Below are 24,936 nucleotides of genomic sequence, written 5' to 3'. Positions count from 1 at the left end.
GGAGGGGTCTCGGATTTGAAAAACAGCAATGGCGTTAGGCGTGTTCCGATCTGTCGTGACACTTTCGCGTGTCGATGCGCGGCAAGGGAAGGTCGCTGCCAATGCTGATCTTCCGTTCCGCCCGCGCCGAGGATGAAGAAGCTCTCTACGCCATAAGCCTTGCCACCGGCGATGCCGGGCAGGATGCCACCCCGCTTTACAACGATGGTCGCATGGTCGGGCATATCTACGCCGTGCCCTATCTGCATCTGTGGCCCGATGCCGTTTTTGTGGCCGAGGACGAGGACGGTGTGTGCGGCTATATCGTCGGCGCGCTTGATACGGCACGGCATGAAGAGCGGCTTGAGCGGGAATGGTGGCCGCATCTGCGCTCTCTTTACCCCGACCCCGGCGGTGACCAGCAGACGTGGGACGCCGACCAGCGCCGCGCGCATTTCATCCATCATCCGCGCCGCACACCGGTATGGCTCACCGATCCGTTCCCGGCCCATATCCACATGAACCTCCTGCCGCGCACGCAAGGGAAGGGCGGCGGCACCCGGCTTCTGTCGCGCTGGCTGGATATGGCAAGGCAGAACAACGTCTACGGCATCCATCTCGGCGCCAGCGAGCGCAACCATGCGGGCATGCGCTTCTGGGAAACCCGCGGGTTCAAACGCCTTGAAAGCCACGAAACGCCTGGCAGTGTCTGGTTCGGCATGGCGCTGGAGTAATTCAGATTCTGATGACCCGCGCTGCCCCCGCCGCCAGAAACGGTGCAAAGGCAGTGCGGATGTCTTCAAGAAATGTCTCGCTGAAACGCCCGATGGGCTGTTGAAGAGCGTTGAAGTGGTAGGATCGTTCGATCACGTCGTAATTGCATTCGCTGACGGTGATCCACCCGCGATCATAGCCGGTTAATTTTGCGCGCCGAAGCTCGAGTTTCGGTATTTCGATTGCCCGCTGCTGGCTATCCTGCGGCGGTTTCGATGAAATGGGCAGCAGCAATATATGCGACAAGCCCTGCGCGTCCGTAATCGTCAGGATCATGCAGACGGGGCGATCTTTTTCCCCATGGTCACGCGTTGGATTAGCGGCAGACTGCCATCGCCACAAATAGGGATAGGAAACGATATCACCGCGTCTGAACTTGGACATTATCTGTCCTGCTCATCGCGGGATGTCCGATATTCTTCGGAGTCTTTCTCCAGTTGGGTGTTGAAGATGGCGGCCAATTCATCGGGCATTTCACCAGCAGCGTAAGACCTGCGCGGATCGTCGCTTCCCAGCATTTTTTCGAAAAGTTCGACCGGCATCACCACGACAGAAGGTCGCCCATGCTTCGTCAGCAAAATGGGCGATTTCTGCGCTTCGTCATGGTAGCGACCGAAATGTCGCATAAACTCCGCGGTGGAAATAGATTTTCTTTTCATGAGGACTCCTAAAGTCTGTATTTCCTGAATAATACAGAAAATACAGAAAATTTAAAGCCGTCGATTTTGGTCTGGCGGCCGGCTCATCCACAAAAACCTTCCGTCCATCCGCTCCGCCACGTTGTTCTTCCCCTCATGCTTTGTTAACCCCTGTGGTCAGGCCTTTCAGAAAACGGGTAGGGAATCATGCTGGCGACCGCAGAGGCGATTTCAGCCGACAGACCGGAAAAGCGCATCAAGGATCGCGCTCAGACCGAAAAGGCGATTTTTAACGCGGCGCGGTCGCTGCTTGCCGAAGAGGGATTTCAGGGCTTTGGCATCAATGCCGTTGCCCGCCGCGCCGGCTGCGACAAGCAGCTGATCTATCGTTATTTCGGCGGCCTTGACGGTCTGATCGAGGCGATCGGCGAGGACCTCGGCTCGTGGGTGAAGGATCGCATTCCGGAAGATACCGGCGGCATGTTTCTCCTGACCTACGGCGATCTCATGGAAAAGCTGGCGCTTTATTTCATGGATGCGCTGCGCAGCGATCCTCTCGTCTGCAAGATCATCGCCTGGGAAGTGTCTGATGGTTCACCGCAGGTGCGCCAGCTGGCCGAGGCCCGCGCCAAGTCGCTGGGCAAGTGGCTGGAGCGCATGCGTGGTTCGCTCGCGGCTCCCAAGGGTGTGGACACCGCCGCCGTCAACGCCGTGCTGTTCGCGGCCATCCAGCACCTCGTCATTTCCGCTGCCACCAGCGGCCAGTTTGCTGGCGTGCCGCTGAAATCCGAGCGGGACTGGGAGAAGATCACCACTGCCGTCAAAAGGCTGGTACGCGGCGTTTACGGCTGAAACCGCTGCCGGGTGGGGAGATCGCAATCCCGCGCGAGCGCCGTATTAAAGAAAAATCAGCCATGTTTTCACTGGCCCGGCAACCACCCGGCAGGTCTGCCCGTTCACGCCTCCACATTGTTTTCCACATGTCACCCGCCCGCCGTTAACCATAATGGCAGCTTTCATTTGCGTCGCCACGGCTGCGGGTCCAGTGTGGGTTAACGAAATGTTAACCATGCGCAATGACTGCGCATAAGGGAGCCGCAAGTGAGCCGCTGGACAGCCTTGGGCGTCATGATGACGTTTTTTGTGTTGCTGCCGTTGGATATCGACGCGCCGGCGCTGAACCTCTGCCTGATGGCAGCGGTGCGCTGGGCGGTGCTTGCCGGCCTTCCCGATACGTTTTTTGCGCGGGGGCAGGCGGCATGAAGTGGTTTCTGATCCTGTGGGCCGGCCCCGTCGCACTGCTGGGCAGCTGGTACTGGCTGTCCTATTACGACATGAGCTTCGGCTTTTACATGCTGACGCGCCAGACGCATGATCTGGTGTTCGAAATTTACGGCAATATTCTCGGCCTGCCGCCGGAAAGCCTGCCGCCGCTGGTGGCGCGCGCCATCGCGGTCGATAGCCTGATTGTCTTTGCGATTGTCGCCTTCCGCAGGAGAAAGCAGATTGCCGCCTGGTGGCGGGGCCGTCAGTCGGCCGCGCGGGCGAGTGCGGAAAGCCTGTCCAGCGCCCCCTGAAGAATAAAGCTCGCGGCAGCCGAATCGATGCGTTCGGCCCGCTTGGCGCGCGAAACATCCATTTCCAGCAGCGCGCGCTCTGCGGCGACCGTGGAAAGCCGCTCATCCCAGAAAATGAAGGGCAGGGCGGTTTTTTCGCCCATGGTGCGCACGAAGGCGCGTGTTGCCTGTACGCGTGGCCCGGCTGATCCATCCATGTTCATCGGCAGTCCGATGATGAAGGCGCAAACCTTTTCCTTTTCGGCGAAGGCCAGCAGCACTTCCGCATCCTGCGTGAATTTCACCCGTTTGATGACGGGACGCGGCGTTGCGAAACGCCGCGACAGGTCCGACATGGCAAGCCCGATGGTCTTTGTGCCAAGGTCGAGGCCGGCAATCGCCTGTGCGGGCTGAAGGGTTTCCGCCAGTTCCTCGATGGTGAGTATTGCCATGTCGCGTGCTGTCCTTATCGCTTGCGGACGAATTCGGTGCGCAGCACCAGACCCTTCACCGCATCATGTCTGCAATCGATCTCTTCCGGATTGTCGGTCAGGCGGATCGACTTGATGACGGTGCCCTGCTTGATGACCGTATTGGTGCCCTTGACCTTCAAATCCTTGATCAGCGTCACCTGATCGCCATCCGCCAGCACGTTGCCGGCGGCGTCGCGCACCTCATTCGCACGCGCCGCTTCTGCAGCTAGTTCGGAAGCCGGTCGCCATTCGCCGGTCGCCTCGTCATATACGTACTCGTCATCATTTGCGGCCATGGTCGCCTCTCTTAAATATTGGTAGTGCGGTTGTTCAGGCCGTCCTATGTCATAATATACCGGCAATACAAAGGAGAACTTCCCATGAAAATCACCTGGCTCGGCCATTCCGCCTTCCGCCTTGAAAACGGCAGCGCGAAGATCCTTATCGATCCGTTCTTCACCGGCAACCCCGGTTTTGCCGGTCAGGACGGGAAATCGGCGGCCGAGGGCATTACCCATATTCTCCTGACCCACGGCCATGGCGACCATGTCGGCGATACCATTCAGCTAGCCCGCGAGACGGGCGCCACCGTGCTGGCGAACGCCGATCTTGCCGCATGGCTTTCCGCAAAGGGTGTTTCTAAGGTCGATATGGGCAATACCGGTGGCACGGTGCATTTCGACGGCTTTTCCGTCACCTTCACCAATGCGCTGCATTCCTCCGCCCAGATCACCGAGGATGGCGTCTCCCATTCGCTTGGCAATGCCAATGGCCTGATGCTGCATTTCGAGGACGGTCCGGCCGTCTATCACATGGGCGATACCGATATCTTCTCCGACATGAAGCTCATCAATGAATTGCACCAGCCGGATATCGGCCTCGTGCCGATCGGCGACCGCTTCACCATGGGTGGCGCGGTGGCGGCGCTTGCCTGCCAGCGCTTCTTCAAGTTCGAGCATGTGCTCCCCTGCCACTACGGTTCCTTCCCGATCATCGACCAGACACCGGAGAAATTCGTGGCCGGCATGGAAGGGGCGCAGACGCGTGTTCACACGCCGAAGGCAGGCGATACGCTGTCCTTCTGATATTTCGCCTGTGCATGTCGCGACTGCAAAACCGCCATACAGTTTGACGCGACATGCTTTCTACCGTTGCGAAGGACGGACATGGTCATTATAGCGGGTAGGAAAATTCTGACCGGAGTAGAACCATGTCCGTCGATCTCGCCACCGTAAAGCGCGTTGCGCGCCTTGCCCGTATCGCTGTCAGCGAAGAAGAAGCACAGAATATGCTCGGCCAGCTGAACGGCATACTCGGTTTCGTGGAGCAGCTTTCGGAAGTGAATGTCGACGGCGTCGAGCCGATGACATCGGTGACCCCGGTGGACATGAAAAAACGCGCCGACGTGGTGACCGACGGCAACAAGGCGGAAGACATTGTCGCCAATGCGCCTGCGACCGACCGGGACTTCTTCATGGTCCCGAAAGTGGTCGAATAAGCGACCGCCTCTGCCGCCCGTTTTTTCCAAGATTTCGAAAGCCGTTGCCGACCATGACCGACCTGACGAGCCTGACCATTGCCGAAGCCCGCGAAAAGCTGAAGGCCAAAGAATTTTCCGCCGTCGAGCTGACCGACGCCTATCTCTCCGCCATCGATGCGGCCAACGGCGCGCTGAACGCCTATGTGGCGACGACGCCTGAAAAGGCGCGCGACATGGCAAAAGCCTCCGACGAACGCATCGCCGCCGGCAAGGCTGGCGAACTGGAAGGCGTTCCGCTTGGCGTGAAGGACCTGTTCGCCACCCGTGAGGTGCACACGCAGGCGTGTTCGCATGTTCTCGATGGCTTCAAGCCGAAATATGAATCCACCGTCACCCAGAACCTCTGGGATCAGGGCGCCGTCATGCTCGGCAAGCTCAACATGGACGAATTCGCCATGGGCTCGTCCAATGAAAGCTCCTGGTATGGCCCGGCGATCAATCCGTGGCGCGCCAATGGTTCTGACCGGAAGCTGGTGCCCGGCGGCTCTTCGGGCGGTTCGGCCGCAGCCGTCGCCGCACATCTGTGCGCCGGCGCCACCGCAACCGATACCGGCGGCTCCATCCGCCAGCCGGCGGCCTTCACCGGCACCGTCGGCATCAAGCCCACCTATGGCCGCTGCTCGCGCTTCGGCATCGTCGCTTATGCCTCTTCGCTCGACCAGGCAGGCCCGATTGCCCGTGACGTGCGTGATGCCGCGATCCTGCTGAAGACCATGGCAAGCGTCGACGCCAAGGATACGACCTCCGTCGACCTGCCGGTGCCGGATTATGAAAAGGCCATCGGCCAGTCGCTCAAGGGCCTGAAGATCGGTATTCCGAAGGAGTATCGCGTCGACGGTATGCCGGAAGAGATCGAAAAGCTCTGGGCCAAGGGCGTCGAATGGCTGCGCGATGCCGGTGCCGAGGTGGTCGATATTTCGCTGCCGCACACCAAATACGCGCTGCCCGCCTATTACATCGTCGCGCCGGCGGAGGCTTCGTCCAACCTTGCCCGTTATGACGGCGTCCGCTACGGCCTGCGCGTCGACGGCAAGGACATTGCCGACATGTACGAAAAGAGCCGCGCCGCCGGTTTCGGCAAGGAAGTGCAGCGCCGTATCATGGTCGGCACCTATGTGCTTTCGGCAGGTTATTACGACGCCTATTACCTGAAGGCGCAGAAGGTCCGCACCCTTATCAAGCGCGACTTCGAAAACGTCTTCCATGAGGGCGTCGACGCCATTCTGGCCCCGATCACGCCGTCTTCCGCCTTCGCTGTGGGTGACGAGGAACTCGCCTCCGATCCGGTGAAGATGTACCTGCAGGACGTCTTCACCATCACCGTCAACATGGCCGGTCTTCCGGGCCTTTCGGTGCCGGCCGGTCTTGACGGCAAGGGCCTGCCGCTCGGCCTGCAGCTCATCGGCAAGCCTTTCGAGGAAGAAACGCTGTTCAAGACGGCGCACGCCATCGAGCAGGCAGCGGGCAAGTTCACTCCCGCCAAGTGGTGGTGAGCAGCCTCAAGCTCAGACCAATGAACGAAGCCGACCGCGACGCGGTCGGCTTTGTCGGTTTTGCGGCATGGCGTTCCGGTGAAGCCTTCGATGAAAGCTATCTCGATCCTGCCGTCATCGAGCGGGTGAGGGGCGAATTCGAGAGTTTTGCCAAGTCTCCGACCGGTGATATCGCCGTTGCCGAAATCGATGGTGTTGTCGTTGGCTGGGGCGCTTGCGATGCCGCGCCTCATCATATTTCCGATCTCTGGGTGGACCCGAACTGGCAGGGCAAGGGGATCGGCAAAGCCCTGATCCTTCATTTTCTCGACAGGATGCGCGCGCAAGGCCTGCCGTTTGCCACCATCGACACCCACGCCGGAAACCAGGCCGCCATCGGTCTTTACGAGCGTTGCGGTTTTCAGATCGTCTGGCGCGGCATGGAATGGTCCGACATCATGAAGGTCGAGCTTGAAAAGGTGAAGCTGGAGCGCAGGCTCACGCCATAGTCCGGTTGACTACACCGCATTCGGCGGTTTGTATCGTGACGGGCGGCGGCGAGTGGGCCGCCGCCCCTTTTGTTATCGATTGTCCAGCTCACCCCGCACGAGTTCCAGACCGCGCATGGTGATGCGGTAGGGTTTGCCGCCGGAAGAGGCGATGGCTCTTTTCCGTTTCAGCTTGCGGAAGGTGAGGAGATCGAGACCGCTGAAAATCCAGCCGTCGCGCGTATAAAGCGCGAGTTTTTCGATTTTGCGGGCGTCGTCTCGAACGAGTTCAATTCTGCCGCCCTGGGCGAGCAGATGTAGAATGCGCTGTTCGGCGCGGGAAATGTCCATTTTTGGAAGTCCGGTCGGCGTCATATGGACGCGTGAAAGCAAATCCGGGTGCCGCTAAGGCAGCCGGCTCGGTTTCAGCATGGCCCGGCGCGCAATAAACTTGCGGGCAGGGCCTTTACCGGGACTCCGATTGAGCGAACATAAAAACTCCGTTCTTGCCGGTTCTGGTTAGCGGGCAAGACCGTCACGGTCAAGTCTGCTGCGCGCCCGGTAAAACCACACTGGCCGAATCGCGCCGCCGGTGTTCTAATTTCCGTGGCCATGGAGGGCGCGGCTTGATCGTCATTCGCAATGCGCATGAGCAGGAAGCGGAGGTTCTGGCGGCCATCGGCCTCAGGGCATGGCGACAGGCCACGATTGCGCTCGGCATAACCACGACGCTTTACGACAACGCAGCCAGCGCCTTTTCCAATTTCACGCGTTCCTCATGGCTTGCCATCCGCGTGGCGGAACTGGGCGGCACGGTTGCGGGATGGGCGGCGCGGGAACATTTCGACGACCGGATTTCCGATTTCTGGGTCGATCCGGATTTTCAGCGCCGGCGTGTCGGCACCCTGCTGCTTGCGGATATGGAACGGCTGATACGGGACAAGGGTTTTGACGCCATCCGGCTTGAAACCCATGCGCAGAACGAACCGGCCGTCGCGTTTTTCCGGCACCACGACTACAATGTCCGCTGGCTCTCGGTTTCCTACGCGCCGAAGCTCGACCGCGACGTCCAGTCGGTCGGCCTGCAGAAGCAACTGGTCGAAGCCGATAGCGGCCTTTACGGCACGGAATTCTGAGCGAGAGACATCAACCGCATCGGCCAGTCCGGCATGATCGCTAGGGATGCGACAAGGCCTGCCTGCACGATCACGATGGATAGCAGGATGCTGCGGAATGGTTCCTTGCGCGTTTTGTGCCTGAGAAGATGCTGCGCCGAGATTGCTCCCACGCTGCCACCCAGGAAGGCCAGCCACAACAGGGTGCTTTCACGAATACGCCAGCCGCCATTCCTCGCCGCCTGCTTGTCCCACCAATAGACGAGAAAGACGAAAAGATTGAAGGCGATATAGATCAGGAAACAGAGAGCAATCGTCGTCATGACGTGAATTGAAATCGAGAAGCGTAAAAAACCCGTGTCCGGCGTGGCTGAAAACCCGGTGCGTCGTGTCACAGGGCGCAACATGTCTTGCGCCAGCGCGCCATTTGTTCTACCCACCAAGGCCAAAGAACCCGTATATCGTGAGCTTCAGATGACCCTTGTAGACGTGCGCACCCCTGATCCGAAACGCTTCATTCCCGGCGCCACCGGCGATTGGGAAATCGTGATCGGCATGGAGGTCCATGCGCAGGTTCTCTCCAATTCCAAGCTGTTTTCCGGCGCATCCACCACCTTCGGCAATGCGCCGAACGCCAACGTGTCGCTGGTGGACGCCGCCATGCCCGGCATGCTCCCCGTCATCAACGAGGAATGCGTCAAGCAGGCGGTGCGCACCGGTCTCGGCCTGAAGGCGAAGATCAACAACCGTTCGATCTTCGACCGCAAGAACTATTTCTATCCGGACCTGCCGCAGGGCTACCAGATTTCGCAGTTCAAGGACCCGATCGTCGGCGAGGGCACCATCACCATTTCGCTTGGTCCCGACCGCCAGGGCAATTTCGAGGATATCGAGATCGGCATCGAGCGCCTGCATCTGGAGCAGGACGCCGGCAAGTCCATGCACGACCAGCATCCGACCATGTCCTTCGTGGACCTGAACCGTTCGGGCGTGGCGCTGATGGAAATCGTCTCCAAGCCGGACATGCGCTCGTCGGATGAGGCCAAGGCCTATCTCACCAAGCTGCGCTCCATCGTGCGTTATCTCGGCACCTGCGACGGCAACATGGACGAAGGCTCGATGCGCGCCGACGTGAACGTTTCCGTGCGCCGTCCGGGCGAAGGTTTCGGCACGCGCTGCGAGATCAAGAACGTCAACTCGATCCGCTTCGTCGGTCAGGCCATCGAATATGAAGCGCGCCGCCAGATCGCCATTCTGGAAGATGGCGGGACCATCGATCAGGAAACCCGCCTGTTCGATCCCGGCAAGGGTGAGACGCGCTCCATGCGCTCCAAGGAAGACGCGCATGACTATCGTTATTTCCCCGATCCGGATTTGCTGCCGCTCGAATTCGACGATGCTTTCGTGGAAGCGCTGAAGGTCGATCTGCCGGAACTGCCTGACGACAAGAAGGCCCGTTTCGTCGCCGATCTTGGCCTGTCGGTCTATGACGCCTCGATCCTCGTGTCGGAAAAGGCGATTGCCGACTATTACGAAGCCGTTGCCGCCGGCCGCGATGCGAAGGCCGCCGCCAACTGGGTCATCAATGATCTGCTCGGCGCGCTCAACAAATCCGGCAAGGATATCGAGACGACGCCGGTTTCCCCGGAACAGCTCGGCGGAATTATCGATCTCATCAAGGCGGAAACCATTTCCGGCAAGATCGCCAAGGACCTGTTCGAGATCGTCTGGAACGAGGGCGGTAATCCGGCCGAGATCGTCGAGGCTCGCGGCATGAAGCAGGTGACGGACACCGGCGCCATCGAAAAGGCCGTGGACGAGATCATTGCCGCAAACCCCGATCAGGTCGAGAAGGTCAAGGCGAAGCCTACGCTTGCCGGCTGGTTCGTCGGTCAGGTCATGAAGGCGACGGGCGGCAAGGCCAACCCGCAGGCGGTGCAGGCGCTGGTGAAGGCCAAGCTCGGTATCGAAGAAGAGTAAACACCTCTCCTCCGTCATCCTCGGGCTTGACCCGAGGATCTAACGACCCACTACGTCAAACGTGTTTAGATCCTCGGGACAAGCCCGAGGATGACGGCGAGTGCGGGGGGCTGATATCGTTTTGCCGGGATCAATACCCGGCATTTCTGTTTTTAGACGGAGTCCAGACATGTTTTTCATCCGCACAGCCAGTCTGCGTGACATCGAGCCGGTCAGGGCCTTGCTCGCCACGACATGGCACGCCACCTATGACGCGATCTACGGCGTCGACAAGGTGAATGAGTTGATTGCGGCATGGCATTCGCCGCAGGCCATGAAAGACCGCGTTGAGAAAAAGGGCGGCGAGTTTCTGGTGGCTGATGACGGCAAGCACATCGGCGGCATGGCCTATGGTTCGATGTCCGCCAAGATGGCGAAGACGGCCCTGCTGCACCAGCTTTATGTGGCCCCGGAATTTCAGCGTCAGGGTGTCGGGCGTGATCTCTTCGCCGAACTCGAAACCTGCTTTCCGGATGCGGAAATCATGCGTCTTGAAGTCGAGCCTAAAAATACTGTCGCAATCGCCTTTTATGAAGGCGTCGGATTTGTCGAGGTGGACCGAATCGAGCGCATGGCGGGCATCGAGGGTCTGCCCGGCATCGTTATGGAAAAGAGCCTGACCCGATGAATGCGACATTGCAGAAGCTGATAATCCGCACGGCGCGTGAAGACGATCTTCCGGCTCTCGCGGCCATTTTTGCCGCTGACGAGATTGGCGGTCACGGCGATACCGCGGAGGAATCGGCGCAGCCGGACTATCTCGCGGCCTTCCGGGCAATTGAGGCATCGCCGAGCGAAACGCTTTATGTGGCCGAACTGGATGGCGAAGTGGTCGGCACCTTCCAGACCGCCATCCTGACCAAGCTCGTCGGACGGGGGGCAAAGTCGATGGTGATCGAGGCGGTGCAGACCCGCGCCGACATGCGCGGTCGTGGCATCGGCGCGGTGATGATCAATCATTGCCTCGAAGAAGCCCGCCGTCAGGGTCTGAATGCCGCGCAGCTCACCTCCAACATGGCCCGGCTGGATGCGCACCGCTTCTATGAGCGACTGGGTTTCGAGAAGCGGCATCTGGGCTTCAGGATGAAGCTGAAATAGCACGGATATAGCTCGAAATGCTGGACAATTGCCGTGAGGGGCGGCATAAGCATGTCTTGTGCCGTGCACGGAAAATCGCTGCGGCGCATTCAAGCCCGAGGAACGCATAATGAAGACTCTCCTGACGCAAATCTTCACCTGGTGGAACGGCCAGACGATCGGAACGCGGTTTCACACCTGGCGCTTCGGCAAGAAGGTAGGACAGGACGAGCTGGGCAACACCTATTATGAAGGCGGCACCACCTCCTGGGGCATGCCGCGCCGCTGGGTAATCTACAACGGTTACGCTGAAGCGTCGGCCATTCCGCCCGGCTGGCATGGCTGGATGCACTACCGCACCGACGTGCCGCCGAGCCAGGAAAGCTATGTGGCGCGCGACTGGCAGAAACCGCACCAGCCGAACCTCACCGGTTCGTCCAAGGCCTATCGTCCTCAGGGGTCGCTGGCCGTGGCCGGCGAGCGCCCGCGCGTGACAGGCGATTACGACGCCTGGACCCCCGGCAACTAAGCTCTTGTGATGCGCGGTGTTGTGCAAAACACCGCGCTTGCATCCGGCCTCACCGGTTTTTGCCACATTCCGCCCTTAGGCGTTGATCCGGTCGGCGTCGCGACACAGGCAAACTTTGGAGACACATCGTATGAGGAAATTCACGCGGGATCGTTCTTTGCGTGCGCTGACAGTGTCGCTGTTTGCGGCGGTCTCTGCTGTCCTCCTCGTGTCACCCGTCTCCGCCGCCCGTCTGGAAAACCGTGTTGCGGTGTTTTCCGGCATCGACAAGATCACTGGCCGCATCACCTCCTTCGATGTTTATATCGATGAGACGGTGCAGTTCGGCGCGCTGCAGGTGACACCGAAGGTCTGCTATTCCCGCGACCAGACGGAAACCCAGAAGATCGACGCTTTTGTCGAGGTCGATGAAATCACGCTCGACCGCAAGATCAAGCGGATTTTCACAGGCTGGATGTTCGCCGATAGCCCCGGCCTCAACGCCGTGGAGCACCCGATCTACGACGTGTGGCTGACGGGCTGCAAGCAGGACTCGGATGTTCCTGCTCCCTCTACGGCAAGCAATTGAGCTGGAGCGTTTCCAGTAAAGGTGCGTAGCGGTTTTACGTCCGGAAAATGCGGAAAACAAAAGGATGGTGCACGTCTGACGATTGCGTTTGGATCGGACGTACTCTGACGTGAATTCTCAGAATTGCAGGCTTGGCCGATTGACGGCGAGGTCGAGCATTTTTGCATAGTCCTGCTTCGGCACGTCTATGGCGCCGAATGTTTTCAGATGCTCGGTGGTGAATTGGGTGTCGAGCAGCACGAAACCCTGCGCCTTCAGCCTTTCCACCAGATGCACGAGGCAAATCTTGGACGCATTGGTGCGGCGGGAAAACATGCTTTCGCCAAAGAAGGCGGCACCCAGCGAGACACCGTAGAGCCCGCCGACAAGTTCCTTGCCTTCCCATGCCTCGACGCTGTGGGCATGGCCGATTTGGTGCAGTTCGGTATAAAGCCTGCGAATGGTGGCGTTGATCCAGGTGCTCGGCCGGTCCGGTGCCTCCGCCGCACATCCGGCCATCACAGCTTCGAAGGCGGTGTTGAAGCGTATGTCGAATGGCTTCCTGCGCATCGCCTTGGCGAGGCTTCTAGAAACGTGAAAATCGTCAAGCGGGATGATCCCCCGAATTTCCGGCTCGACCCAGAAGAGCTCCGGATCGTCTGCCGAATCGGCCATGGGGAACAGGCCGGCGGAATAGGCGCGCAGCAGGATATCGACCGTTATGCCGTTATTTCTGCTGCGCCGCCCAACCATATCGTCTTAGTGAGACGCGTCACCGGCCAGATATTTTTCCAGCCAGTGAATATCGTAATCGCCGTTCAGAATATCCTCGTTCTGGAGAAGGTCCTGGAAAAGCGGCAGCGTGGTCTTGATGCCGTCGACGACGAACTCGTCCAGCGCCCGACGCAGGCGGCGGATGCACTCGTCACGGTCGCGGCCGTGAACGATCAGCTTGCCGATCATGCTGTCGTAATAGGGCGGGATCTTGTAGCCCTGATAGGCGCCCGAATCGACGCGCACGCCAAGACCGCCCGGCGTGTGGAAATAGGTCAGCGTGCCGGGCGAGGGCACGAAGGTGCGTGGGTCCTCGGCATTGATTCGGCATTCGATGGCATGGCCATGGAACTCGATATCATCCTGCGTGACCGACAGGCCCTGACCTGAAGCGACCCGGATCTGTTCCTGCACGAGATCCATGCCGGTAATCGCTTCCGTGACCGGATGCTCCACCTGCAGACGGGTGTTCATTTCAATGAAATAGAACTCGCCGTTTTCATAAAGGAACTCGATGGTGCCGGCGCCGCGATATTTCAGCTTGCGCATGGCGCTGGCGCAAATCTCGCCGATCTTCATGCGCTGTTCGACGGTCAGTGCCGGCGAATTGGCTTCTTCCAGCACCTTCTGGTGACGGCGCTGCAACGAGCAATCGCGCTCTCCAAGGTGAACGGCATTGCCTTCGCCATCGCCGAAAACCTGCACTTCGATATGGCGCGGTTTGCCGAGGTATTTTTCCATGTAGACGGCGTCGTTGCCGAAGGCTGCCGCCGCTTCGGAACGGGCCGTCGCAACGGCCTCTTCCAGATCGGCTTCGGTCTTCGCCACCTTCATGCCGCGGCCACCGCCACCCGCCGTCGCCTTGATAAGGACCGGGAAACCGATCGTCCGGGCGATTTCAAGGGCGTTTTCAGGCTTCACTTCACCATCGGAGCCCGGAACCACGGGAATGCCGAGTTCCTGTGCCGTCTGCTTGGCGGTGATCTTGTCGCCCATGATGCGGATATGTTCGGCGGTCGGTCCGATGAAGGTGATGCCGTGCGCGTCGAGAATATCGGCGAACTTGGCATTTTCCGACAGGAAGCCGTAACCGGGGTGAACGGCATCCGCACCGGTGATTTCGCAGGCCGCAACGATCTGGTGGATGTTGAGGTAGCTGTCACGCGAGGGCGGCGGGCCGATGCACACGCTTTCGTCAGCAAGGCGCACATGCATCGCATCCGCATCCGCCGTGGAATGTACGGCGACGGTTGGAATGCCAAGCTCCTTGGCGGCGCGCAGGACGCGTAGCGCAATCTCGCCGCGGTTGGCTATGAGGATCTTCGAAACCATGCTGAACCGCCTTTATTCGATGACCACGAGGGCTTCGCCATACTCCACGGGCTGTGCGTCGTTGACGATGATTTCCACCACCTTGCCCGACTTCGGCGCCGGAATCTGGTTCATGGTCTTCATGGCCTCGACGATGAGAAGCGTCTGGCCTTCCTTGACGGTCGCACCGACTTCGATGAAGGGGCGGGCGCCCGGAGCCGGAGACAGGTAAACCGTACCGACCATCGGCGAGGACACGGTGTTGGCCGGGTTGCGGGCCGGGCCGGCGGCCGCAGGTGCTGCCGGCGCTGCGATTGCCGGCGCAGCGACAGGAGCTGCTGCCGGTGCAGGCGCATAAGCTGCGGGAGCCGCGGCATAGACCGTGGCGGCGGGCGCGGCGCGGGAAACGCGGATACGCAGGTCGTCCTGCTCCACTTCGATTTCCGAAAGGTCGGTATCGTTGAGGATATTCGCGAGTTCGCGGATCAGTTCCTTGTCGATACCCTGTTTCTTTTCAGACATGACAAACCCTATTCTTTGTTTCTTTTTATGCCGTGATGTTTTTCAGCGCGTGAAGCGCCATGATATATCCGTATGGCCCGAAACCGCAGACCATGCCCTTCGCCGCCGGTGATACCATCGATTTGTGACGGAACTCTTCGCGGGCGTGGATGTTGGAAATGTGCACTTCCACGACAGGCGTGGAAATCGCACGGATAGCGTCGTGCAACGCGATAGAGGTATGGCTGTAAGCACCGGGATTGATGACGACGCCTGCCGCCCTCTCTCCCGCCTCATGCAACCAGTCCACGAGCACGCCTTCGTGGTTGGACTGGCGGAATTCCACTGCGAAACCGAGATCGGCACCAGCTTGAAGACAATCATTCTCGATGTCCTTCAGCGTCTTGCCACCATAGATACCCGGTTCCCTTTTTCCCAGCATGTTGAGATTGGGGCCGTTGATGACGATGATGATGTTGCTCATTCACGTTTCCATAAGAAAATCAGCGACAGCTATAGACTGCGCAGCGGTCAAGGAAAAGCCCCCGCAAGCCGTAAAGCGCCGGCTTTGCCGGCATCTCACAGGGAATGTGGGGGCTTTTTAGGCAATCAGGAGCAGGTGGCTTTTCCGCAGCTGCGCATATTGGCGATTTTTTCCTTCAGCGGGTCCGCGCCGACCGCACCGAAAACCGCCTCGTCGCCGACGATATAGGAGGGTGTGCCGGTGATGCCGAGGCTGGTTGCCAGCTTGTAGGTTTCCTGCACCTGCTCGTCATTGGGATTTTCAGCCATCGATTTGCGGATGTCGGCTTCCTTCAAACCAAGCGAGGTGGCGACTTCCATGGCGCTGTCCTCATTCGCCCGTCCACGGCCGCCGAGCAGGGTGCGCTGGAATTCGGGGTACTTGGCCGGCGCAAGCAGCTTCACGGCGTTGGAAACGCGGTGCGCGGCGACCGATTCCGGTCCGAGGATGGGGAATTCCTTGAGGACGACCCGTACCTTCTTATCGCTCTTCAGGATATTGTCCATGTCGCCCATGGCGCGTTTGCAATAACCGCAATTGTAGTCGAAGAACTCGACCAGCGTGACGTCGCCATCCGGATTGCCAAGCGCCAAGTCGAATTTCGATTCGAAAATGGCCTTCTTGTTGTCGGCGACGGCTTCCGCCGCCTTGGCGTTGCGCGCCGCATATTGCTTGCGTTCAAGCGCATCCTGAACCTCGAGCATGATTTCCGGGTTCTCGATCAGATATTGCTTGATGAATTCGCCCATTTCCTTCTTCTGCTGCTCGTCGAGCGCATGGGCGGGCAGGGTGGCGAATACCGTCGAAAGGGCCGTTACGCTGGCGAGAAGGGTGGAACGGAGAAAATGCGCCATATCGGTCCTCATTCTGTGCGGCCGGAGCCTCTTGAAATCTTATGAAGGCAATTACCTTACTTTAAGCCAAATGCCATACGGCAAAAATACTTGTCCGCATTATGGTCGCATGATTGTGAAGATTGTGATTCTGCGGCAAGTCTCTGAAATACGGTTCAGGAAAGAGCATGCCCTTGATTACGATGTCGAAGCGGAGCGCAGTCGAACCCTTTCACGCCATGGATATTTTGGCGGAAGCGAATCGGCGCAGGCAGGCGGGCCGCCCTGTCATTTCCATGGCGGTCGGCCAGCCCTCCCATCCCGCGCCGAAAGCCTCGCTGGAGGCGGCTGAGGCTGCGCTGAAGCACGGGCGGATCGGTTACACCGACGCGCTGGGCCTGCGTGAGCTGCGTGAGGCGATCGCCGGTCATTATCGACTGCGCCACCAGGTCTCCATCGATCCGGCCCGCATCGCCGTGACCACGGGCTCATCTGCGGCCTTCAATCTCGCCTTCTTGAGCCTTTTCGATGCCGGCGATCATGTCGCCATCGCAAGGCCCGGCTACCCGGCCTATCGCAATATTCTGAAGGCTCTCGGCCTCAATGTCGTGGAAGTGCCGGTCACGGCCGAAACCGGCTACACGCTGACGCCGGCAAGTCTGGAGCGGGCGGAAACGAAAGCTGGCTGCAAGCTGAAGGGCGTGCTTTTGGCAAGCCCCGCCAATCCGACCGGCACCGTCACCGGCCGCGAGGCGCTGAAGCGGCTGGCGAGCTATTGCGAAAGCCGCGACATGGCCTTCATTTCCGACGAGATCTATCACGGCCTCACCTTTGTCGGCGAAGAGACGAGCGCGCTCGAAATCACCGACAATGCCGTGATCATCAACTCCTTCTCCAAATATTATTGCATGACCGGCTGGCGCATCGGCTGGATGGTACTGCCCGAAAATCTGGTCCGTCCGGTCGAGTGTCTGGCCCAGAGCCTTTATATTTCGGCACCCGAACTGTCGCAACTTGCGGCAACCGCGGCCTTTTCGGCGGCGGAGGAGCTGGATGTCTACAGGGAGAGCTATCGCACCAACCGCGATTTCCTGATGGCGCGTCTGCCCGAAATCGGCCTGCCGCTGGCATCCCCCATGGATGGGGCTTTTTACGCCTATGTCGATACCAGCCGCTTTTCCAACGACAGCATGGACTTTGCCAGGCGCATGCTGGCGGAAATCGACGTGGCGGCGACACCGGGCATGGATTTCGATCCCGAGGAAGGCCACCGGGCGCTGCGCATTTCCTATGCGGGATCGGTGTCCGACATTGCCGAGGCGGTGGGGCGTATTGCGGGCTGGCTGAAATAAGCCGGGATCATCCGCTCAGGGAAATCAGGTAAGGGAAATCAGGCGGGCGTGCAGCCGAAGGTGCTGTTGAACGCCTTTTCGCCCTTTGTCGTGAAGGTCAGCACACGGCCGTTTCCGCGCCGCAGCCAGTCGCGCTGCTGCATGGCTTCGAGAAGCGATGCGCCAAGCCCGCCGCCGAGGTGATGGCGGCGTTCGCTCCAGTCCAGGCAATGCAGGCAGACCGGGCGACGGGCCTTTTCAAGCGGCGAAAGGTCTATGCCGAAGTTCGAGAAGAAGTCGCGTCCGCTCTCCGTCAGGGCAGGATCATCCCCTAACGTCACGAGCCCCTTTGCGGTGATGGCGGCAAGCAGCGCCACGCCGCTTTCCCCGGCCAGATGGTCGTAGCAGATGCGCGCTTCGCGCAGCGCCTTGTCCTTCGGTCCCGTGCGGACGCGGACCGCGCCCGTGCGCTGGGCAAGGCCCATCAAGGCTTCCAGAACCTGCGCCACATCCTCGTCGGAAAGACGGAAATAACGGTGGCGCCCCTGTTTCTCCGCTCTCAGGAGTTGTGCGTCCGAGAGTTTGGACAGGTGCCCACTGGCGGTCTGCAACGTCACACCGGCGGCCTCCGCAAGCTCGCTTGCGGTCAGCGCACGTCCATCCATCAGCGCCGTCAATATGTTGGCGCGGGCAGGGTCGCCGATCAGCGCGGCGACATTGGCGATCAGGGGTCCGTCTTTCATGCTTCGATGATAACCGAAGCATTGATGCAAGGCAATGGCGTAGAAGAGGGAGGCAGAACACGAGGAGACCAACGATGCTGACCTGTTTCATTCGCTATGAGATCGACCCTTTCAAGGTCGATGCCTTCGAACGATATGCCCGCACATGGGGTGAGGCGATCCCGCGCTGCGGCGCCGATCTGATCGGTTATTACGCGCCGAAGGAGGGATCGAGCACCATTGCCTATGGCGTCTACAATATCGAGAGCCTTGCGGCTTACGAAGCCTACAGGGCAAGGCTCGCTGCCGATCCGGCCGGGCGCGAAAACTATGAATTCGCCCGCCGCGAGCAGTTCATCCGCCGCGAGGACCGATTGTTCCTGCGTCTCGCCTCCGCGCCGCACGCCGGAGGCGGGCAATGATCGCCGTTATCTTCGAGGTCTGGCCGGCCGAGCGCGAGAAACAGCATTATCTCGATATCGCGGCCGGCCTGCGGGCCGAACTTGAAACCATCGATGGTTTCCTGTCCGTCGAAAGGTTTCAGAGCATCAGCAACCCAGACAAGATGCTCTCTCTGTCATTCTTCCGGGATGAAGAGGCGGTGAGAGCATGGCGCAACACCCTGCCGCATCGCGCCGCGCAGTCGCTGGGCCGGTCCGGTGTTTTTTCCGATTATCGGCTACGTATTGCGCAGGTGATCCGCGACTATGGCCTGGAGGAACGGGAGGAAGCGCCAGCCGACAGCCGGAAAACCCATGCCGCGGAGGGGCGTGGGTCAGGCTGACATTTCAGCATCAATTTTTCTGCATGCCGCTGCAAGGCTTTCTGGTTCGAACTCGCCTTTGAAACCCGTTATAGATGAGACAGTTTACGGATGAGGGGTCGCCATACGGCGGTCCGCAGGATTGGAAATGGAGAAAAGCGATGTCGGCAGAAAAAGTAGCGATTGTAACGGCAGGCGGCAGCGGAATGGGGGCTGCCGTGGCGAAACGTCTGGCCGCGGATGGCTACAAACTCGCGATCCTGTCTTCTTCCGGCAAGGGGGAGGCGCTGGCGCAGGAGCTGGGCGGCATCGGCGTCACCGGCTCCAACCAGTCCAATGACGATCTCCTGCGGCTCACGGATCTGACGCTCGAAAAATTCGGGCGCATCGACGTGCTCGTCAACAGTGCCGGCCATGGCCCGCGCGCCTCCATTCTCGATATTACCGACGAGCAATGGCACACGGGCCTCGATGTTTACCTCATGAACGTCATCCGCCCGACACGCATCGTCGCCCCCGTCATGGTGAAACAGAAGGCGGGCGCCATCGTCAACATCTCCACCGCCTGGGCTTTCGAGCCGAGCAGCATGTTCCCGACATCGGCCGTGTTTCGCGCCGGCCTTGCCTCCTACACCAAGATTTTCGCCGATACCTATGCGGTCGACAATGTGCGCATGAACAATGTGCTGCCAGGCTGGATCGACAGCCTGCCGGCGACGGAGGAACGTCGGGAGAGCGTGCCGATGCAGCGTTACGGGAAAAGCGAGGAGATTGCCGCCACCGTGGCATTTCTTGCTTCGGAAGGTGCGGGTTACATTACCGGCCAGAACATCCGCGTCGATGGCGGACTGACGCGGTCCGTCTGAGGGGCGGAATATCGACCCGCAAGACGAAGCGAGATTTCAGACAAAAAAGCCCGCAACATGGTTGCGGGCTTTTTGTTTCAGTCTCTTCTATCAGAAGAAGCCTTTGCGCTGCCACCAGCCGCCCTTGCGCGGCTTCGGCTCGTCGCCGTCGGGGTTTGCGGACGAACCGGAAGAGGTGACGACCGGTTCCGAACTGGAGACATTGCTGCCCCGGTTCGCGCGGGTCTTTTCTTCCGTTGCCGGTGCCTCTGTTTCAGGCGCCAGATCAGCCGAGGCTTCACCAACCTCTTCGATGGCGACATCGACAACGGTTGCTTCAACGACGGCCGGCTCGATGATCACCGGCTCAACCGTTTCGACGGTTTCAGCCTTCGGTGTTTCTTCGGCTTCGGTCTTGGCTTTCGCCTTGCGGGTACGGCGCGGCTTTTTCGGCGCTTCTTCCGCGACGACGTCGGCAACCACATCTTCCACCACTTCGGCGGCGGCAGGTTCTTCCGCTACGGGTGTTGCGACGGAAACCTCTTCGCCTTCCGTCTCGCCTTCGTCGCCAGCCTCGGTTTCGGCAGCGTCGAGAGCTTCGTCACGGTTGCGGCGGCCGCCACGCTTGCCGCGGCGACGGCGCTTGCGCTTGCCGTCTTCGTCGGAGTTTGCGGCTTCGTTCACGCCGTTTTCGTCGGCATCACCATCGGCTTCGGCGCTGTCGTCGTCACCTTCGGCATCGTCAGCGTCATCGCCGGCCTGTGCGTCAAGCGCACCGTTCTGGTCGTTCTGTCCGCCCTTGCCGCGGCGGCGGCGACGGCGCTTGCGCTTGCGCTTGCCTTCTTCGCCGTTCTCGCCCTGCTGCTGGCGCGGCTCGGAGGCCTGTGCCTTGACGATTTCTTCCTCTTCCTCGTCCTCTTCGGCCTCGATGACGATATCGTCTTCCTCTTCTGCGAAGTTCGGCAGCATCTGGATGAGGCTTTCGATCTTCACCGGATTTTCGACCGCTTCGCCACGATCGATGGCGAAGTGCTGGGCGCCGACGCCGGAATCGGCGGCGATGATGATCGACACGCCAAAGCGGCCTTCATAATCGACGATCGTGCCGCGCTTGTGGTTGAGGAGGTAGAGCGCCGTTTCCGGCGTGGTGCGCACCGTGATATTGTGGGTGGTGTTGCGCAGCAGATATTCCTCGATGCCGCGCAGAACATGCAGCGCGATGGAGGATTCCGAGCGCACATGGCCCGTGCCGCCGCAATGTTGGCAGACCTGGGTGGTCGATTCCAGCACCGAAGCGCGGATGCGCTGGCGCGACATTTCCAGAAGGCCGAAATGCGAGATGCGGCCGACCTGGATGCGGGCGCGGTCGTTCTTCAGGCAATCCTTGAGCTTCTTCTCGACAGCGCGGTTGTTGCGCTTTTCTTCCATGTCGATGAAGTCGATCACGACAAGACCGGCAAGGTCGCGCAGGCGCAGCTGGCGCGCCACTTCTTCCGCAGCCTCAAGGTTCGTCGTCAGCGCGGTTTCCTCGATGGAATGCTCGCGCGTCGAGCGGCCGGAGTTGACGTCGATCGAAACCAGCGCTTCCGTCTGGTTGATGATGAGGTAACCGCCGGATTTCAGCGTCACCTGCGGCTGCAGCATCCGGTCGAGCTGGGCTTCGATACCGGAGCGCGAAAAGATCGGGTGAATGTCGCGGTAAGGCTGAACCACCTTGGCGTGGCTCGGCATCAGCATCTTCATGAAGTCTTTCGCTTCACGATAGCCTTCTTCGCCGGAAACGATGATCTCGCCGATATCCTTGTTATAGAGATCGCGGATCGAACGCTTGATCAGCGAGCCTTCCTCGTAAACGAGGCAGGGAGCCGTGGAATTCAGCGTCAGCGTGCGGACGTTTTCCCACAGGCGCATCAGATATTCGAAGTCGCGCTTGATTTCGACGCGGGTGCGGTTGGCGCCGGCGGTGCGCAGGATGACGCCCATGCCCTGCGGCACTTCCAGGTCGCGCGCGATTTCCTTCAGGCGCTTGCGGTCGGCCGGCTGGGTGATCTTGCGGGAAATGCCGCCGCCGCGCGCCGTATTCGGCATCAGCACGGAATAACGGCCGGCAAGCGACAGATAGGTGGTAAGTGCGGCACCCTTGTTGCCACGCTCTTCCTTGGCGACCTGTACCAGAAGGATCTGGCGGCGCTTGATGACTTCCTGAATGCGATATTGCTTGCGCGGCTTGCGGGCGACGCGATCGGGAACCTCTTCCATGGCGTCTTCGGCGCCAACGGATTCAATGACTTCCTTTTCGTGATGATCGTCATCATCGTCGTCGTCATCATCGTCGTTGCCACGGCGAAGGCCTTCGACTTCCTCGGAAATCGTGTCGGTATCGACCATGGCGGCCATTTCGCCGCCGGTGCTGCCGTCTTCTTCGGAAGAAGCTTCAGCGGCCTCGGCTGCTGCGGCTTCCTCTTCGGCCGTCTTCTTCTTGGCGCGGGGGCGGCGGGTGCGCTTCTTCGGCTTTTCTTCCTCGGCGGGCGCTTCTTCCGCAACCGTCTCGACGGCTGCAACCGCAGCCTCCTCGGAAACCTCCTCGGCGGCAGGGGCGGCCTCTTCCGTCACCACGAGGTCCGTGGCTTCGCTTGCGGCAACGATGCCGATATCGGGCTGCTCCACCTGCGAGAGGTCGATGGCCGGCGCGCCGGGTTCTGGCGCATCAGCCGATTCGAAATCGTCGCTGCGACGGTGATCCTCGGCTTCGGCTTTCAGCAGGGCCTGACGGTCGGCAAGCGGGATCTGGTAATAGTCGGGATGGATTTCCGCAAAAGCGAGAAAGCCGTGGCGGTTTCCACCGTAATCGACGAAGGCCGCCTGAAGGGAAGGCTCAACGCGCGTGACCTTGGCAAGGTAGATGTTGCCGCGGATCTGCTTTTTGTGCTCCGATTCAAAATCGAATTCTTCGATCCGGTTCCCACGGACAACGACTACGCGTGTCTCCTCTTCGTGGGAGGCGTCGATAAGCATTTTGTCTGCCATGTAAGCTGTGCTCCTCGGCGCAGCCTTGTTTTATACGAGAACAGGCCCGCCATAGGGACGGGCCTTTCATATGAGTGCAAGGATGTGCCGGAAATGAAGTCTCCTGCCGGGCGTCTGTAAACTGGCAGCATCCGGACCGACGGCGAGGCGCTTGGCCTGCTCCTGGTATCCGGTTCATGTGAAAACTGCTGCGACATCATTGGCCAGGCGGAACGACAATAATATATAGACCCCTTGGGGTCCGATGAATTTGCTCTCCTCAGAGCGGCGGTGGCAGCGCCACCGGGGTAGGTCTCCGGCCACGGCCGGAATTGATCCAGTTTCAGGATAAATGTAACGACGGCAGATGATTGCCCGATTTGCAGCGCCAGCGTCTTTTTCGATTGGCAGCCGGCGGGCATCTATCCCGTCAACACTTTTAACCCTCATTCGTGTTGTATGTTTTCTCTGTCATAATAGCAATAGGCTGGCTAAATATGCCATATTGTTGGTGGAATTTCCGGGTTAACAATTGGTTCACCAACGCCTGCGATTGTGGGGCGCAAACGCGCAAACAAACGTCCGGCGTGGTCGAAACGGTGCCGTTACCGGTGCTTTTCCGCCCCATTTATCGAAAATGACTGAAATACGGAATTTCTTGAAGACCATGAATTTCACGCGCAGCGCAGCGATATTCGGTGGGGCAGGGTCGCTTGGCGCGCGAATCGCGCGGCTTGCAGGCGCCCTTGCATTTTCCGTCGCGGCCCATGTCTCCGTCATCCCCGCAGCCCATGCCACCGAGCCGCTTGTCGCCCAGGAGGCGCGCATCATCGGCGACGAGGCACGAACGCGCATCGTTCTCGATTTTGCCGAGGAGCCGGAGTTCGATGTTCATTACCTCGATTCGCCGGCGCGCATCGTCGTGGATTTCCCGGCGGTCAATTTTGCCTTTCCCGCATCCGACCTCAAGCCGACGGGCCTCTTTTCGGATATACGCTTCGGCGGCATGGGGCAAAACAGCGCCCGTATCGTCTTGACGGCGAAAAAACCGGTGCAGGTGGCGATCGCCGAAACGAGGCAGGGTGAAGACGGCGCCTCTTTCCGTTTCGTGCTTGATACCGAAATCACCACCAAGGCAAAATTCGCGGAACTGGTGAAGGACCAGCAATGGCAGGCGCCCGCCCCGGCGACCACAGCCGCGATCACGCCTGACGACAAGACATCGCGGCCGGCGGAATTCGTCATCGCCGTCGATGCCGGCCATGGCGGCATCGACGCCGGCGCCACCGGCGGCACGACGGGTACGGAAGAAAAGGTCATTACGCTGATGTTCGCGAAGGAACTCGCGGAACGGCTGAACAGGGAGCCCGGCATAAAAGCGTTCCTGACGCGTGATTCCGATACCTTCCTCGCCTTGTCGGAACGGGTGACCATCGCCCGCCAGAACAACGCCAATCTCTTTATATCGCTACATGCCGATACGCTGAAGCAGAAGGGCATCCGGGGCGCCACCGTTTATACATTGTCTGACCGCGCATCGGACCGGCAGGCGCAGGAGCTGGCGGAACGCGAAAACAAGTCCGACCAGATCGCCGGTGTGGCGGCCTCCACCGAGCCGCCGGAAGTCGCCGATATCCTGCTTGATTTCACCCGCCGCGAAACCCAGGCCTTTTCGGTGACGCTGGCTGAAAACATCGTCTCTTCCTTCGAAGGGCAGGTCGGCCTCATCAATAATCCGCATCGTTACGCCGGTTTCATGGTTCTGCGCGCCCATGACGTGCCATCGGTGCTGCTGGAACTGGGTTTCCTGTCCAATGCGGAAGATGAAAAACTGCTTCTCGATGCCGAATGGCGCAAGAAGGTCGCCGACACGCTGGCAACCGCAGTGGGACGATACCGGGCCAAGGCCATGGCAAACGGCGGTTGAGCGCCCCGCACGGCACGGCGATGTTTGTGGTGATGTTGTTGCCGCCGTGCCGCTAAGGTCCAAAAAGCTGTTCAATTCTTGGGTCTTGCGGATGATTAAGGGCGCAAAGCCCTATTTTACTCACATTCGCCGCGTTACTCGGAAAGCGGATTCGGTGGCGATCCGCAAAACGGTGGAAACGCGATTTGCGGCG

Annotated in this window: 32 protein-coding genes; 19 read left to right on the top strand and 13 right to left on the bottom strand. The window is 59.9% G+C overall.

The window, feature by feature from the left end; genetic code table 11:
- The first annotated feature begins 101 nt into the window (after positions 1-101).
- Positions 102-713 (top strand): GNAT family N-acetyltransferase, encoded by a 612-nt coding sequence (locus tag JZX88_RS07325; protein ID WP_110759893.1) that lies wholly within the window; start codon positions 102-104, stop codon positions 711-713.
- 1 nt (position 714) lies between these two features.
- Here the strand turns inward: JZX88_RS07325 and JZX88_RS07320 are convergent, their stop codons facing one another.
- Both JZX88_RS07320 and JZX88_RS07315 read right to left on the bottom strand, forming a co-directional pair.
- The gene (locus tag JZX88_RS07320) at positions 715-1,029 is read right to left on the bottom strand and encodes a hypothetical protein (RefSeq protein WP_246753445.1); all 315 of its coding nucleotides are present in this window, start codon (positions 1,027-1,029) and stop codon (positions 715-717) included.
- 107 nt (positions 1,030-1,136) lie between these two features.
- Positions 1,137-1,412: a type II toxin-antitoxin system Phd/YefM family antitoxin gene (locus JZX88_RS07315; protein ID WP_206913118.1), complete on the bottom strand. Its 276-nt coding sequence runs from the start codon at positions 1,410-1,412 to the stop codon at positions 1,137-1,139.
- Positions 1,413-1,598: 186 nt separating this feature from the next.
- Between JZX88_RS07315 and JZX88_RS07310 the strand changes: the two genes are divergently transcribed.
- The 3 genes from JZX88_RS07310 (at position 1,599) to JZX88_RS07300 (ending at position 2,968) form a co-directional block, all read left to right on the top strand.
- A complete protein-coding gene (locus JZX88_RS07310) occupies positions 1,599-2,243 on the top strand; it encodes a TetR/AcrR family transcriptional regulator (protein ID WP_110759859.1) in 645 nt (214 codons plus the stop codon).
- A gap of 249 nt (positions 2,244-2,492) precedes the next feature.
- Positions 2,493-2,654: a hypothetical protein gene (locus JZX88_RS07305; protein ID WP_161490904.1), complete on the top strand. Its 162-nt coding sequence runs from the start codon at positions 2,493-2,495 to the stop codon at positions 2,652-2,654.
- Complete coding sequence (locus JZX88_RS07300; protein WP_110759857.1) at positions 2,651-2,968, top strand: DUF6105 family protein; 318 nt, start codon at positions 2,651-2,653, stop codon at positions 2,966-2,968. Before JZX88_RS07305 ends, JZX88_RS07300 begins: the two co-directional genes overlap by 4 nt.
- Here the strand turns inward: JZX88_RS07300 and ruvX are convergent.
- Positions 2,920-3,399, bottom strand: coding sequence for a Holliday junction resolvase RuvX (ruvX, locus tag JZX88_RS07295; protein ID WP_110759855.1), 480 nt, complete (start codon positions 3,397-3,399; stop codon positions 2,920-2,922). The genes JZX88_RS07300 and ruvX overlap by 49 nt on opposite strands.
- Positions 3,400-3,413: 14 nt before the next feature.
- Positions 3,414-3,716 carry an alkylphosphonate utilization protein gene (locus JZX88_RS07290; RefSeq protein WP_065115465.1) on the bottom strand — a complete coding sequence of 101 codons (303 nt, stop codon included), beginning with the start codon at positions 3,714-3,716 and terminating at the stop codon, positions 3,414-3,416.
- Between the two features lie 84 nt (positions 3,717-3,800).
- On the opposite strand from JZX88_RS07290, the gene JZX88_RS07285 reads away from it, so the two are divergent.
- The 4 genes from JZX88_RS07285 (at position 3,801) to JZX88_RS07270 (ending at position 6,941) form a co-directional block, all read left to right on the top strand.
- Positions 3,801-4,505, top strand: coding sequence for a metal-dependent hydrolase (locus tag JZX88_RS07285; protein ID WP_174029327.1), 705 nt, complete (start codon positions 3,801-3,803; stop codon positions 4,503-4,505).
- Positions 4,506-4,630: 125 nt separating this feature from the next.
- On the top strand, positions 4,631-4,918 hold the full coding sequence (gene gatC / locus JZX88_RS07280) for an Asp-tRNA(Asn)/Glu-tRNA(Gln) amidotransferase subunit GatC (protein WP_003521472.1): 288 nt from the start codon (positions 4,631-4,633) through the stop codon (positions 4,916-4,918).
- Between the two features lie 53 nt (positions 4,919-4,971).
- On the top strand, positions 4,972-6,453 hold the full coding sequence (gatA, locus tag JZX88_RS07275; RefSeq protein WP_206913117.1) for an Asp-tRNA(Asn)/Glu-tRNA(Gln) amidotransferase subunit GatA: 1,482 nt from the start codon (positions 4,972-4,974) through the stop codon (positions 6,451-6,453).
- Positions 6,444-6,941 (top strand): N-acetyltransferase family protein, encoded by a 498-nt coding sequence (locus JZX88_RS07270; protein ID WP_371741103.1) that lies wholly within the window; start codon positions 6,444-6,446, stop codon positions 6,939-6,941. The genes gatA and JZX88_RS07270 overlap by 10 nt, the downstream gene beginning before the upstream one ends.
- 72 nt (positions 6,942-7,013) lie before the next feature.
- Here JZX88_RS07270 and JZX88_RS07265 read toward each other — a convergent pair whose 3' ends face one another.
- Positions 7,014-7,271, bottom strand: coding sequence for a YjhX family toxin (locus JZX88_RS07265; protein WP_065116195.1), 258 nt, complete (start codon positions 7,269-7,271; stop codon positions 7,014-7,016).
- A gap of 275 nt (positions 7,272-7,546) precedes the next feature.
- On the opposite strand from JZX88_RS07265, the gene JZX88_RS07260 reads away from it, so the two are divergent.
- Positions 7,547-8,056 (top strand): GNAT family N-acetyltransferase, encoded by a 510-nt coding sequence (locus JZX88_RS07260; protein ID WP_065115468.1) that lies wholly within the window; start codon positions 7,547-7,549, stop codon positions 8,054-8,056.
- Here the strand turns inward: JZX88_RS07260 and JZX88_RS07255 are convergent.
- On the bottom strand, positions 8,038-8,358 hold the full coding sequence (locus JZX88_RS07255) for a DUF1294 domain-containing protein (RefSeq protein WP_206913113.1): 321 nt from the start codon (positions 8,356-8,358) through the stop codon (positions 8,038-8,040). The two genes, JZX88_RS07260 and JZX88_RS07255, sit on opposite strands and share 19 nt — an antisense overlap.
- A gap of 151 nt (positions 8,359-8,509) precedes the next feature.
- On the opposite strand from JZX88_RS07255, the gene gatB reads away from it, so the two are divergent.
- From gatB to JZX88_RS07230, 5 genes are all read left to right on the top strand, one after another.
- Positions 8,510-10,015 (top strand): Asp-tRNA(Asn)/Glu-tRNA(Gln) amidotransferase subunit GatB, encoded by a 1,506-nt coding sequence (gatB, locus tag JZX88_RS07250; protein ID WP_206913112.1) that lies wholly within the window; start codon positions 8,510-8,512, stop codon positions 10,013-10,015.
- 169 nt (positions 10,016-10,184) lie between these two features.
- Positions 10,185-10,682 carry a GNAT family N-acetyltransferase gene (locus JZX88_RS07245; RefSeq protein ID WP_206913111.1) on the top strand — a complete coding sequence of 166 codons (498 nt, stop codon included), beginning with the start codon at positions 10,185-10,187 and terminating at the stop codon, positions 10,680-10,682.
- Positions 10,679-11,152 (top strand): GNAT family N-acetyltransferase, encoded by a 474-nt coding sequence (locus JZX88_RS07240; protein WP_080852184.1) that lies wholly within the window; start codon positions 10,679-10,681, stop codon positions 11,150-11,152. The genes JZX88_RS07245 and JZX88_RS07240 overlap by 4 nt, the downstream gene beginning before the upstream one ends.
- A 109-nt stretch (positions 11,153-11,261) precedes the next feature.
- Positions 11,262-11,660: an NADH:ubiquinone oxidoreductase subunit NDUFA12 gene (locus JZX88_RS07235; protein WP_003521463.1), complete on the top strand. Its 399-nt coding sequence runs from the start codon at positions 11,262-11,264 to the stop codon at positions 11,658-11,660.
- 130 nt (positions 11,661-11,790) lie between these two features.
- The gene (locus JZX88_RS07230) at positions 11,791-12,228 is read left to right on the top strand and encodes a DUF2155 domain-containing protein (protein ID WP_065115473.1); all 438 of its coding nucleotides are present in this window, start codon (positions 11,791-11,793) and stop codon (positions 12,226-12,228) included.
- 117 nt (positions 12,229-12,345) lie between these two features.
- Here JZX88_RS07230 and aat read toward each other — a convergent pair whose 3' ends face one another.
- From aat to JZX88_RS07205, 5 genes are all read right to left on the bottom strand, one after another.
- On the bottom strand, positions 12,346-12,960 hold the full coding sequence (aat, locus tag JZX88_RS07225; RefSeq protein ID WP_142855658.1) for a leucyl/phenylalanyl-tRNA--protein transferase: 615 nt from the start codon (positions 12,958-12,960) through the stop codon (positions 12,346-12,348).
- A gap of 6 nt (positions 12,961-12,966) precedes the next feature.
- On the bottom strand, positions 12,967-14,313 hold the full coding sequence (gene accC, locus JZX88_RS07220) for an acetyl-CoA carboxylase biotin carboxylase subunit (protein ID WP_003521459.1): 1,347 nt from the start codon (positions 14,311-14,313) through the stop codon (positions 12,967-12,969).
- A gap of 12 nt (positions 14,314-14,325) precedes the next feature.
- Complete coding sequence (gene accB / locus JZX88_RS07215; protein WP_065115475.1) at positions 14,326-14,814, bottom strand: acetyl-CoA carboxylase biotin carboxyl carrier protein; 489 nt, start codon at positions 14,812-14,814, stop codon at positions 14,326-14,328.
- 25 nt (positions 14,815-14,839) lie between these two features.
- Positions 14,840-15,277, bottom strand: coding sequence for a type II 3-dehydroquinate dehydratase (gene aroQ, locus JZX88_RS07210; protein WP_020012378.1), 438 nt, complete (start codon positions 15,275-15,277; stop codon positions 14,840-14,842).
- 125 nt (positions 15,278-15,402) lie between these two features.
- Complete coding sequence (locus tag JZX88_RS07205; RefSeq protein ID WP_110759847.1) at positions 15,403-16,170, bottom strand: DsbA family protein; 768 nt, start codon at positions 16,168-16,170, stop codon at positions 15,403-15,405.
- A 173-nt stretch (positions 16,171-16,343) separates the two neighbouring features.
- Between JZX88_RS07205 and JZX88_RS07200 the strand changes: the two genes are divergently transcribed.
- Positions 16,344-17,501, top strand: coding sequence for a pyridoxal phosphate-dependent aminotransferase (locus JZX88_RS07200; protein ID WP_206913165.1), 1,158 nt, complete (start codon positions 16,344-16,346; stop codon positions 17,499-17,501).
- Between the two features lie 38 nt (positions 17,502-17,539).
- Here JZX88_RS07200 and JZX88_RS07195 read toward each other — a convergent pair whose 3' ends face one another.
- Positions 17,540-18,223 (bottom strand): helix-turn-helix transcriptional regulator, encoded by a 684-nt coding sequence (locus tag JZX88_RS07195; protein WP_206913110.1) that lies wholly within the window; start codon positions 18,221-18,223, stop codon positions 17,540-17,542.
- Between the two features lie 74 nt (positions 18,224-18,297).
- On the opposite strand from JZX88_RS07195, the gene JZX88_RS07190 reads away from it, so the two are divergent.
- The 3 genes from JZX88_RS07190 (at position 18,298) to JZX88_RS07180 (ending at position 19,831) form a co-directional block, all read left to right on the top strand.
- Positions 18,298-18,624, top strand: a complete 327-nt coding sequence (locus tag JZX88_RS07190; protein WP_065115478.1) for an NIPSNAP family protein — start codon at positions 18,298-18,300, stop codon at positions 18,622-18,624.
- Positions 18,621-18,986 carry an antibiotic biosynthesis monooxygenase gene (locus JZX88_RS07185; RefSeq protein WP_206913109.1) on the top strand — a complete coding sequence of 122 codons (366 nt, stop codon included), beginning with the start codon at positions 18,621-18,623 and terminating at the stop codon, positions 18,984-18,986. The genes JZX88_RS07190 and JZX88_RS07185 overlap by 4 nt, the downstream gene beginning before the upstream one ends.
- A 140-nt stretch (positions 18,987-19,126) precedes the next feature.
- Entirely contained in the window at positions 19,127-19,831 is a 705-nt protein-coding gene (locus JZX88_RS07180) for an SDR family oxidoreductase (RefSeq protein WP_206913108.1), read from the top strand.
- 90 nt (positions 19,832-19,921) lie between these two features.
- On the opposite strand, the gene JZX88_RS07175 is transcribed toward JZX88_RS07180, so the two are convergent.
- Positions 19,922-22,837 (bottom strand): ribonuclease E/G, encoded by a 2,916-nt coding sequence (locus JZX88_RS07175; RefSeq protein ID WP_206913107.1) that lies wholly within the window; start codon positions 22,835-22,837, stop codon positions 19,922-19,924.
- A gap of 646 nt (positions 22,838-23,483) precedes the next feature.
- On the opposite strand from JZX88_RS07175, the gene JZX88_RS07170 reads away from it, so the two are divergent.
- Entirely contained in the window at positions 23,484-24,743 is a 1,260-nt protein-coding gene (locus tag JZX88_RS07170; RefSeq protein WP_206913106.1) for an N-acetylmuramoyl-L-alanine amidase, read from the top strand.
- Positions 24,744-24,936: the final 193 nt, after the last annotated feature.

The organism is Agrobacterium sp. OT33 (genome assembly GCF_017313365.1).
In the GTDB taxonomy this organism is placed as follows: domain Bacteria; phylum Pseudomonadota; class Alphaproteobacteria; order Rhizobiales; family Rhizobiaceae; genus Agrobacterium; species Agrobacterium rhizogenes_A.
This window is presented reverse-complemented; position numbering and strand designations above follow the sequence as displayed.